9 protein-coding genes are annotated in these 10051 nt (G+C 72.0%); 4 read left to right on the plus strand and 5 right to left on the minus strand.

Annotated features, from left to right (window positions below; translation table 11 throughout):
- Window positions 1-535 (plus strand): LysR substrate-binding domain-containing protein (locus H5J30_RS08560; protein ID WP_258563189.1); only part of this gene is annotated, 535 nt, incomplete at its 5' end.
- 13 nt (window positions 536-548) lie between these two features.
- Here H5J30_RS08560 and H5J30_RS08565 read toward each other — a convergent pair.
- From H5J30_RS08565 to H5J30_RS08580, 4 genes are all read right to left on the minus strand, one after another.
- Window positions 549-1139 (minus strand): hypothetical protein, encoded by a 591-nt coding sequence (locus H5J30_RS08565; protein ID WP_258563190.1) that lies wholly within the window; start codon window positions 1137-1139, stop codon window positions 549-551.
- Between the two features lie 34 nt (window positions 1140-1173).
- Window positions 1174-2238: a hypothetical protein gene (locus tag H5J30_RS08570; protein WP_181786619.1), complete on the minus strand. Its 1065-nt coding sequence runs from the start codon at window positions 2236-2238 to the stop codon at window positions 1174-1176.
- Window positions 2226-2888 carry a hypothetical protein gene (locus H5J30_RS08575; RefSeq protein ID WP_181786621.1) on the minus strand — a complete coding sequence of 221 codons (663 nt, stop codon included), beginning with the start codon at window positions 2886-2888 and terminating at the stop codon, window positions 2226-2228. The genes H5J30_RS08570 and H5J30_RS08575 overlap by 13 nt, the downstream gene beginning before the upstream one ends.
- A 166-nt stretch (window positions 2889-3054) precedes the next feature.
- Window positions 3055-4080: a 6-phosphofructokinase gene (locus H5J30_RS08580; RefSeq protein WP_181786623.1), complete on the minus strand. Its 1026-nt coding sequence runs from the start codon at window positions 4078-4080 to the stop codon at window positions 3055-3057.
- A 224-nt stretch (window positions 4081-4304) separates the two neighbouring features.
- Here H5J30_RS08580 and pta point away from each other — a divergent pair, with 224 nt between their 5' ends.
- From pta to pyk, 3 genes are read left to right on the plus strand one after another with little or no spacing between them, the layout of a single operon-like run.
- Window positions 4305-6464, plus strand: a complete 2160-nt coding sequence (gene pta / locus H5J30_RS08585; protein WP_181786625.1) for a phosphate acetyltransferase — start codon at window positions 4305-4307, stop codon at window positions 6462-6464.
- Complete coding sequence (locus tag H5J30_RS08590) at window positions 6461-7669, plus strand: acetate/propionate family kinase (protein ID WP_181786627.1); 1209 nt, start codon at window positions 6461-6463, stop codon at window positions 7667-7669. The genes pta and H5J30_RS08590 overlap by 4 nt, the downstream gene beginning before the upstream one ends.
- Window positions 7670-7702: 33 nt before the next feature.
- Window positions 7703-9127: a pyruvate kinase gene (gene pyk, locus H5J30_RS08595; RefSeq protein WP_181786629.1), complete on the plus strand. Its 1425-nt coding sequence runs from the start codon at window positions 7703-7705 to the stop codon at window positions 9125-9127.
- A 21-nt stretch (window positions 9128-9148) separates the two neighbouring features.
- Here pyk and H5J30_RS08600 read toward each other — a convergent pair.
- On the minus strand, window positions 9149-10051 hold a 903-nt coding region (locus H5J30_RS08600; protein ID WP_181786631.1), incomplete at its 5' end, for a hypothetical protein.

Genomic DNA, 10051 nt, shown 5'->3' on the forward strand with positions numbered 1-10051 from the left:
AGCCGCGTCCCACGAACTGCTGCACAAGCTCCTCGACGCCTACGCGGCCGAACCGGCCGCCGCCGACGTGGAGGTGCTGCCCAGCGGCACGTGCGAACAGGGGGAGATGCTGCGCGACGGCCGCGCCGACGTGGCGCTCATGCACACGCCGTTCAACTCCCTCGCCGGCTTCGACAGCGAGGAGCTGACCAGCGAGGGCCAGATCGCCGTCCTGCCCGCGGCCCACCCCCTCGCCGCCCGTACGAGCCTCACCCTGGCCGACATCGCGGACGTCCCCGGCCTGCCGCTCGCCCGCTGGACCCGCGACACCCCCGGCCCGGGCCCCGAGATCCACGACCAGACGCAACTGGCCCAGCTGATCGCCCTCGGCCGCACCGCGGCCGTCTTCCCCGACTCCGCCCGCGCCTGGCTGTGGGCCGAACACACCGCCGTCCCCCTCGGCGACGCGCCGCAGGTCGTCACGCACCTCGTGTGGCCCGCGCACAGCCGCTCGCCGGCCCTGGCACGACTGGTCCGCACCGCAACGGACCTGTGACGCCCGCCCCCGGCTACTCCTCCACCTGCGCCCGCTGCCACGCCAGGTAGTCCGCCACCAGCTCCGGCGGATTCGCCTCAGCCGTGAGCGGGATCTGCTCCTCCGGATCGTCCATGTCGAACAGCACCACCGGCACCGGCCGCCCGAGCACCTCCTCGACGCGCCCCGTCTCGTGCAGATGCCGGGCCACGTCCACGCAGTCCTCCGCGAAGTCCGCACACAACAGGTCGTACGCCGCGGCCCACCGCCCCGAGAACCGCGCCACGTCCTCGAACCACAACCCCTTCGCCACCGCCTCCGCGCGGTGCAGCGCGGTACCCACGGGGTCCTCGGGCACGTGCCCGACGCGCTCGAAACCGTCGAGGATCCAGTACGCGTAACTCCACCGCACCTCGCCGTCCGGATCCAGCTCACCGCGCGCGGCCTCGCGCTCGCGGTGAATCTGCGCCTCGGTGTTGTAGCCGACGGACACGTACGGAAAGCGGGCGTCCTGGTCGACGCGGTACATCTGGAGGGCGACGACGTAGATCTCCGGTCTCAGCTCCGCCGGGAACGTATCCAGGATCCGGTACGCCTCCTGCTTCAGATGCTGCCGAAACGTCATCTCCGCCCACCCTTCCCAGGCGCCACGACCGCTGTCACCGCACGACGGCCTGGATCTCCCGCACGTCGAGTTCCTGCGTGGCCTCGATGATCCCGGTGGGCAACGGCTCGTCCTCGGTACCGTCGGACGCGCTCCACCTGACCTGCCAGGTGACCGAGGCGGTGAAGTCGTAGGGCCCGGTGCTCTCGGAGGACCGCAGATAAGTCACACCACACGGCGGCACCTTGTCGGCGTCCCCCTTGCGATACGGAGCCCCGACGCCCCCGTCGCTCATCGCACACTCGCCGCCACCGGGATGCAGTTCGGCGTCGTCGGTACCGGGGTCGATGGTCAAGGAGACGGGGGTGGCGGTGGTCCGCGCCCACATGTCCAGCGCGGGGATCCTGGCCTCCGCGGTCACGGGCCGGAACTCGGCGCTGTCCAGCCACACCCAGGTGGGAAGGTTGACGGTCTGCTCCCCCTCGGGCCGCAGCTCGGCCTCGGTGTCGGGCACGACCATCCGCTCGTAGGCGAGTTCGGCGAGCATGGCGGGATCGATGGCCTGGTCGGCGACCCAGCCGGGCGCGGGCTCACCGTTGTCGACCCAGAAGGGCACCTCAGAGCATTCGCCGCGCGCCAGGACGTCCTCCTCGGCCGGGTTCTCGACACCGGCCCAGAACATCCCCTCCCCGTCGTTCGCGACGTTCCAGTCCTCGAACCCCGGATGGTTCGGCCAGCTGTAGCCGTCCTCGTAGTGGTCGAGTAACTGCTGGAGCGCGTTGCCCGCGTGTCCGGGCATACCTGGCGTGTCCATCTGCTCCTCAATGGACTTCTTGGCAACCCGTTTGAAGTCCTTGGCACCGAGAAAAGGGGCGTACCAGCACGGCGGTGGATCCCAGCCGGCGGTGGTGGGAGTGAGGTTCCCCGGCCCCTGACCTTCGTCCTTCACTGCGCCGGAGAACTGGATGCCACCGCCCGTACGAGCCCAGATCTCCTGGTCGTCGGCGCCGGCCCCGGTCTCGCGGTCGATGGGGGCATCGGCGTACGCCGCACCCGTCGCAAGACCGAAAGCACACAGCAGCGAAATCACCGCTGTGCCTGGCCGAATCACTCCCGGCATTGCGTGGCCTCCCCTTCCACGTCGATCAACGTCGCTTGCCACGCGTCGTCCCGGCCCGGGAACTTGCTCATGCTGACCTGGTAGTACAGGTAGCTGGCGGCACTCTCCTCGGTGCGCAGCACCTCCCCGGACTTGACCTTCTTGCCGTAGATCTTCGACTGGTCGACGCAGAAGGAAATCCCGACCGACGTGCCATAGCTCCGCACCTCGGCACGGTAATAGCGTTCGGTCCCCGTCGCGGTCAGTCCTCCGTCCACGTACGCCTGGATCTGATCCCGTGCGTAGGTCAGGGCCTGCTCCCGTGCGTAGAACTGCGTCGCGGGATCCTTCGGCTCCTGCTCCGCGACACCTCTATAGATGCTCCGCACATAATTCGCGGCATCCCGCTGTGCTGCCGCCTGGTCCGGCTTCGACGGCTCTTCCCAGTCGAAGACCAGCTCCACGTCCGTCGGCAACGACACATCCGGCGCCCCCTCAGGCGCCCCCTCCTCCGGCTTCGGCGACTCCGGGGCGTCGGAGGACGAGTCCTTCGCGCCCTCGATCTGCTCCGTGCCTCCGTCGTCACCGGAGTCGGAGTCGCCGCACGCGGTGAGCGTCAGCGCGGCGGCCGTCGCGAGGGCGGCGGCCGTCAGGGCGGTGCGTGTACGCATGGCAGGAAGCTCCCGGTCGGTCGGCGGGAACAACTGGCGCCGGTGCGCGGCCTCTTGTCCCCCGGTGGCGGACTCTGCACGGTACGTTACCGAACCCGCCGCCGGGGATTAAGGACTGCTTTGCGACCCCCGGGTCACAGTGCGGACACAGGGGCGGCGCACCCCGTCAGAACACGACCTCCGCCTCGTCCATCCTGTCCGCCGGCACCCGCTTCAGCTCCCGGGTGGCGTCCGCCAGCGGGGCCATCACGATGTCCGTCCCCCGCAGCGCCGTCATCTGCCCGAAGTCGCCGCGGTGCACCGCCTCCACCGCGTGCCATCCGAACCGCGTCGCCAGCACGCGGTCGTACGCCGTGGGGGTGCCGCCGCGCTGGACGTGGCCGAGGATGACCGGCTTGGCCTCCTTGCCCAGGCGCCGTTCCAGTTCGCCGGCGAGGCGGTTGCCGATGCCGGTGAAGCGCTCGTGGCCGTACTGGTCGATCTCGCCCTTCTGGTACTCCATCGTGCCCTCCGCCGGGTGCGCGCCCTCGGCGACGCAGATGACGGCGAACTTCTTGTGCCGGTCGAAGCGCTCCTCGACCATCTTGCACAGGTTCCCGATGTCGAACGGCCGCTCCGGCAGGCAGATGCCGTGCGCCCCGCCGGCCATGCCGGACTCCAGCGCGATCCAGCCCGCGTGCCGGCCCATGACCTCGACGACCATGACCCGCTGGTGGGACTCGGCGGTGGTCTTCAGCCGGTCCATCGCCTCGGTGGCCACGCCGACGGCCGTGTCGAAGCCGAAGGTGCGGTCGGTGGCGGAGATGTCGTTGTCGATGGTCTTGGGTACGCCGACGACCGGCATCCCCGCGTCGGCGAGCATCGCCGACGCGGTGAGGGTGCCCTCGCCGCCGATGGGGATGAGCGCGTCGAGGCCCAGTTCGCGGCTGAGCTCCTCGGTGTTCTCGCAGGCTTCGCGGAGCCGGTCGCGCTCCAGCCGGGACGAGCCGAGGACGGTGCCGCCGCGGGCGAGGATGCCGCTGACGGCGTTGAGGTCGAGCTTGCTGTACCGCCCTTCGAGCAGTCCCTTGAAGCCGTCCTCGAATCCGATCACCTCGTCGCCGTGACCGGCCACGGCCCGGTGGACCACCGACCTGATCACTGCGTTCAGGCCGGGGCAGTCTCCGCCTGCCGTGAGTACTCCGATGCGCATGTCTCTCCTGCTCGGTGCCGTCGCATGCATGCTCGATGCCGATTCTCCCATGCCGCGGGAGTCACCCGTCCGAACAGCCGGTTAACCCTCTGTCACACCAGGCGGTCACCTCGCCGTCGCGCCTGCCGACGCACCTGCCGTCGCACCCTGCCGCCGCGCTCCACCTTCCGTACGGCTGTAGGGTCGAACAGGACCGCGACGGACGGTACGGATGGAGTGCAGGAGTGACCCGCAGCGTCTACGTCGCCGGCATCGGCCGCGGAGACGGCCGCCAGGTCGTCGAGCTGGGCATGATGGAACTGCTCTCCCGCCAGGTCGACCGGGTGGGGATCTTCCGTCCGCTGGCCCACGACGGCGCGGATGTCCGCGACCCCGTCTTCGACCTGCTCCGCGCCCGCTACCGGCTGAGCCAGCCGCGTGCCGGGGTGCTCGGCATGACGTACGAGAAGGCTTCCGCGCTCCAGGCCGAGGAGGGTACGGACGCGCTGGTGGCGCGGCTCGTCGAGCGGTTCCACGAGGTCGCCGCGGACTACGAGGCGGTGCTGATCCTCGGCACCGACTTCGCGGATACCAACATCCCCGCCGAGCTGGCGCTCAACGCCCGCCTCGCCAACGAGTGCGGCGCCGCCGTGCTGCCCGTGGTCGGCGGTGCGGAGCAGTCCGGGGACTCGGTGGTCGCCGAGGTGCGCAACGCGCACGGCGCGTACGCCTCCCTCGGCTGCGACGTCCTGGCGATGATCGCCAACCGCGTCGGCCCCGACGCGGCCCCGCGGGCCCGGGCCGCCGCCGAGGACATCGGCGCCCACCTGCCCGTGCCGGTGTACGTCATCCCCGAGGACGCCGGCCTCGCCGCCCCCACCGTCGCGCAGATACGGGACGCGCTCGGCGCCGGGCTGCTGGCGGGCGACGCGGGCGGGCTGGCCCGCGACGTACGCGACTTCGTCTTCGGCGGGGCGATGCTCCCCGCGTTCCTGCCGGCCCTCAGCGAGGGCTGCATGGTCATCACGCCGGGCGACCGCGCCGACCTCGTCGTCGGCGCGCTGGCCGCGCACTCGGCGGGCTCGCCCGCCATCGCGGGCGTGCTGCTGACGCTGGACGAGCGGCCCGGCCCGTACATCCTGGCGCTGGCCGAGCGGCTGGCGCCGGGGACGTCGCTGCTGACGGTGGCCGAGGGCTCGTTCCCGACGGCCGCCGCGCTGGTCGGGCTGCGCGGCGAGCTGAACGCCGCGACGCCGCGCAAGGCGGACATCGCCCTCGGCCTCTTCGAGTCGCACGTGGACTCCGCGCAGCTCACCGGGCGCCTGGCGGTGGCGGCGAGCGGGCGCGTGACGCCGATGATGTTCGAGCACATGCTGATCGAGCGGGCGCAGGGCGACCGCAGGCATGTGGTGCTGCCGGAGGGCACGGAGGAGCGGGTGCTGCTGGCGGCGGAGGTGCTGGTACGGCGCGGGGTGTGCGACCTCACGCTCCTCGGCGAGGAGCAGACGATCCGCAAGCGCGCGGCGGAGCTGGGGCTGAGCCTGGCGCTGCTCGGCGCGGACGCCCCGGCGGCGCAGCCGGGCGGCCCGGCCACGGCGCGGATCACCGACCCCCGCGTCTCGCCGCTGCGCGAGAGCTTCGCCGAGCTGTACGCGCAGTACCGCTCGCACCGCGGCGTCAGCGTGGAGCTGGCGTACGACGTCCTCGGCAACGTCAACTACTTCGGCACCCTGATGGTGCAGCAGGGCCTGGCCGACGCGATGGTCTCGGGTGCCGCGCACTCCACGGCGGCCACCGTCCGCCCGGCGTTCGAGGTCATCAAGACCGCACCGGGCGCGGCGATCGTCTCGTCCGTCTTCTTCATGTGCCTGGCGGACCGGGTGCTGGTGTACGGGGACTGCGCGGTCAACCCCGATCCGAACGCCGAGCAGCTCGCGGACATCGCCATCCAGTCGGCGGCGACGGCCGCGCAGTTCGGTGTCGAGCCGCGGGTGGCGATGCTGTCGTACTCCACCGGCACCTCGGGCTCCGGCTCGGGCGTCGACAAGGTGCGGCGCGCGACCGAGCTGGTACGGGCCCGCCGGCCGGACCTCCAGGTGGAGGGCCCGATCCAGTACGACGCGGCGGTGGACGCCACCGTCGCCGCGGCCAAGATGCCGGACTCGCGGGTCGCGGGGCAGGCCACGGTGCTGGTCTTCCCCGACCTCAACACCGGCAACAACACGTACAAGGCCGTCCAGCGCACGGCCGGCGCGATCGCCGTGGGGCCCGTGCTCCAGGGGCTCAACAAGCCGGTGAACGACCTGTCCCGGGGCGCGCTCGTGCAGGACATCATCAACACGGTCGCCATCACCGCCGTGCAGGCGCAGGGCACCGCCGCACCGGCGCGGGGCGGCCGCCCGTGACCGCGCAGACCCGGGTCCTGGTGCTCAACTCCGGCTCCTCGTCGCTGAAGTACCAGCTCATCGACATGACGGGCCCGACTCCCGGCGCCGACCGCCCCGCCCGCGGCATCGTCGAGCGGATCGGCGAGCCGCAGGCCCGCGGCGGGGTGCCGGACCACGCCGCGGCGCTGCGCACCGTCGGGGAGGAGCTGGCCGCCGCGGGGCACGGCCTCGACTCGCCGGACCTCCTGGCCATCGGCCACCGGGCGGTGCACGGCGGCACCCGCTTCACCGAGCCGGTCCTCGTCGACGACGGCGTGCTGGCCGAGATGGAGAAGCTCGTCCCGCTCGCCCCGCTGCACAACCCGGCGAACATCGCGGGCATCCGCGTCGCCCGCGAGCTGCGCCCCGACCTGCCGCAGGTGGCGGTCTTCGACACCGCCTTCCACGCCACCCTCCCCGAGCACGCCTGGCGCTACGCCCTCGACACGGCCACCGCGGACGCCCACGCGATCCGCCGCTACGGCTTCCACGGCACCTCGCACGCCTACGTCTCCCGCGCCACCGCGCGGCTGCTCGGCCGCGACCCGGCGGACCCGGGGGACTTCCACGTCATCGTGCTGCACCTGGGCAACGGCGCCAGCGTCTCCGCGGTGGCCGGCGGCCGGTGCGTGGAGACGTCGATGGGGATGACCCCGCTGGAGGGCCTGGTGATGGGCACCCGCAGCGGCGACCTCGACCCGGCGGTGGTCTTCCATCTCGCCCGCGAGGCGGGCATGGACACGGACGCGATCGACACGCTCCTCAACAAGCGGAGCGGTCTCGTCGGCCTCTGCGGCGACAACGACATGCGGGAGATCGGCCGCCGGATCGCCGAGGGCGACGAGCGGGCGGCGCTGGCCTTCGACGTGTACGTCCACCGCATCCGCAAGTACGTCGGCGCGTACACCGCCGTGCTGGGCCGGGTGGACGCCCTGGCGTTCACCGCCGGCGTCGGCGAGAACTCCGCCGCCGTACGGGAGGCGTCGCTGCGCGGTCTCGGGGGACTCGGGATCGAGCTGGACTCCGTACGCAACGCGGTGCGCGGCTCCGCGCCCCGCGTCGTCTCCGCGCCCAGCTCGCGGGTGGCGGTGGCCGTGGTGCCCACCGACGAGGAGCTGGAGATCGCCACCCAGACCCGCGACCTGGTCCGCGGGGGCGGCTCGGCGCCCCCGCCACCGGGATAATTCCGGCCGAGAACAAACCGATAGGATGCCGCCATGCGCCGAGCCAAAATCGTCTGCACCCTGGGTCCCGCCGTCGACTCCTTCGAGCAGCTCAAAGCGCTGATCGAAGCCGGCATGTCGGTGGCCCGCTTCAACATGAGCCACGGCACCCAGGCCGAGCACCAGGAGCGCTACGACCGGCTGCGCAAGGCCGCCGAGGAGACCGGGCGGCCCATCGGCGTGCTGGCCGACCTGCAGGGCCCGAAGATCCGGCTGGAGACCTTCGCCCAGGGCCCGGTGGAGCTGGCGCGCGGCGACGAGTTCACCATCACCACCGAGGACGTGCCGGGCGACCGGTCCATCTGCGGCACCACGTACAAGGGCCTGCCGGGTGACGTCTCCCCCGGCGAGCGCATCCTCGTCAATGACGGCGCGGTGGCGCTGGAGGTGCTGGAGGTGCGCGGCCCCGAGGTGCGCACCATGGTCATCGAGGGCGGCGTCGTCTCCGACCACAAGGGCATCAACCTGCCGGGCGTGGCGGTGAACGTCCCGGCGCTCTCCGGGAAGGACGTGGACGACCTGCGCTTCGCGCTGCGCATGGGCTGCGACATGGTCGCGCTGTCCTTCGTCCGCGACGCCGGCGACATCGGCGACGTGCACCGGATCATGGACGAGGCCGGGCGCCGGGTGCCGGTGATCGCCAAGGTCGAGAAGCCGCAGGCGATCGACCACATGGAGGAGATCGTCCTCGCCTTCGACGGCGTGATGGTGGCCCGCGGCGACCTGGCGGTGGAGTACCCGCTGGAGAAGGTGCCGATGGTGCAGAAGCGGCTGATCGAGATGTGCCGCCGCAACGCCAAGCCGGTGATCGTCGCGACCCAGATGATGGAGTCGATGATCAACTCCTCGCGCCCGACGCGCGCCGAGGCGTCCGACGTCGCGAACGCGATCCTGGACGGTACGGACGCGGTGATGCTGTCGGCCGAGTCGTCGGTCGGCAAGTATCCGATCGAGACGGTCAAGACGATGTCGCGGATCGTCGTGGCGGCGGAGGACGAGCTGCTCTCGCGCGGGCTGCAGCCGCTGGTGCCGGGCAAGAAGCCGCGTACGCAGGGCGGGTCCGTGGCCCGGGCCGCGTGCGAGATCGCGGACTTCCTGGACGCCCGGGCGCTCGCGGCGTTCACCCAGTCCGGGGACACCGCGCGGCGGCTGTCGCGCTACCGCGCGTGCCAGCCGATCCTGGCCTTCACCACCGACGAGAGCACGCGCAACCAGCTCTGCCTGAGCTGGGGCGTGGAGCCGGTGCTCGTGCCGCACGTGGACAACACCGACGCCATGGTGGACCTGGTGGACGCCGAGGTGCTCAAGCTCAACCGCTTCCACGACGGCGACACGATGGTGATGACCGCCGGGTCGCCGCCCGGGGTGCCGGGCACCACGAACATGGTCCGCGTGCACCACCTGGGCGGCGAGCACTGAGCCGAGCGGCGCGGCCCCGCGCTACTCGATGGTGTTCTGCAGGCCCGGCACGGTGAGCGTGCCGCCGAACTGACCGGCCTGGATGACCTGGACGTCGGTGAAGAAGGCGAACGGCAGGTCCAGCGGCGGCGGGCTCTCGGGGCTGAACGTCATCGGGATCAGCCCGAAGAGGTTGCCCTTCAGCTCCTCGGTGTACATGGTCACCGTGCCGTTGCGGATGGTGGACGTGCTGCCCTCGTCGGCCCGTACGTGCGAGGTGTTCCTGCCGGGGCCGACGACCGTCTGGTGCAGGTCGCGGATGTCCACCCCGTCGTCCGCGGTGTACTTGAGCACCTTCTTCACCGCGCCGCCGTAGGTCCGCACCTCGACGATGCCGTGGTACTTCAGCCCCTTGAGGGTGAGCTTGGTGCTCTCCAGCCGCCAGGGCTCGTCGGGCAGCAGCGGCAGCCCGGGCTCCAGTTCGGCGTTCGCCAGGGCCTCGGGGTCGGGGGTGGGGCAGGGGAACGGCTCCTTGCCGTCCGCGGCGGCGCCGCCCCCGGCGCCGGTGTCCGGCTTCCCGTCCGCGGGGTCCTCGGCCGTGTCCCGTACCTTGTCGTCCAGTTCCTCCACGGTGGCGCCGGCCTCCTCGGCGGCGTCGCGGACGGCCTTCTCCTTCTCGCGCCGCTCCTCGTCCGAGGCGGCACCGGAGCCGGAGCCCGACCCCGGTTCCGTACCGCCGCCGGATCCCGGACCGGCGTCGCCGGCACCGGAGTCGGCGTCCCCCGAGCCGCCGGACGACCCGGCACCGGGGTCAGGCTCCGCTTCGGGGTCGTCCGGGTCGTCCGGGTCGAACAGGTCGCCCAGCTTGTCGCCGAGGCCCAGCGGGTCGTACCACGGGTTCGACTCCGACGGCGAAGGATTCGGCTCCGCCTCCCCGGACTCCCC

The sequence above is a fragment of the Streptomyces phytophilus genome (assembly GCF_013870535.1).
In the GTDB taxonomy this organism is placed as follows: Bacteria; Actinomycetota; Actinomycetes; order Streptomycetales; family Streptomycetaceae; genus Streptomyces; species Streptomyces phytophilus.

Excerpts from the sequence above, each read along its gene's own strand:
- pyk (WP_181786629.1), top strand. The coding sequence starts at position 7,703 with ATGCGCCGAGCCAAAATCGTCTGCACCCTGGGTCCCGCCGTCGACTCC.
- H5J30_RS08575 (WP_181786621.1), bottom strand. The coding sequence starts at position 2,888 with ATGCGTACACGCACCGCCCTGACGGCCGCCGCCCTCGCGACGGCCGCC.
- H5J30_RS08570 (WP_181786619.1), bottom strand. The coding sequence starts at position 2,238 with ATGCCGGGAGTGATTCGGCCAGGCACAGCGGTGATTTCGCTGCTGTGT.
- H5J30_RS08580 (WP_181786623.1), bottom strand. The coding sequence starts at position 4,080 with ATGCGCATCGGAGTACTCACGGCAGGCGGAGACTGCCCCGGCCTGAAC.
- H5J30_RS08565 (WP_258563190.1), bottom strand. The coding sequence starts at position 1,139 with ATGACGTTTCGGCAGCATCTGAAGCAGGAGGCGTACCGGATCCTGGAT.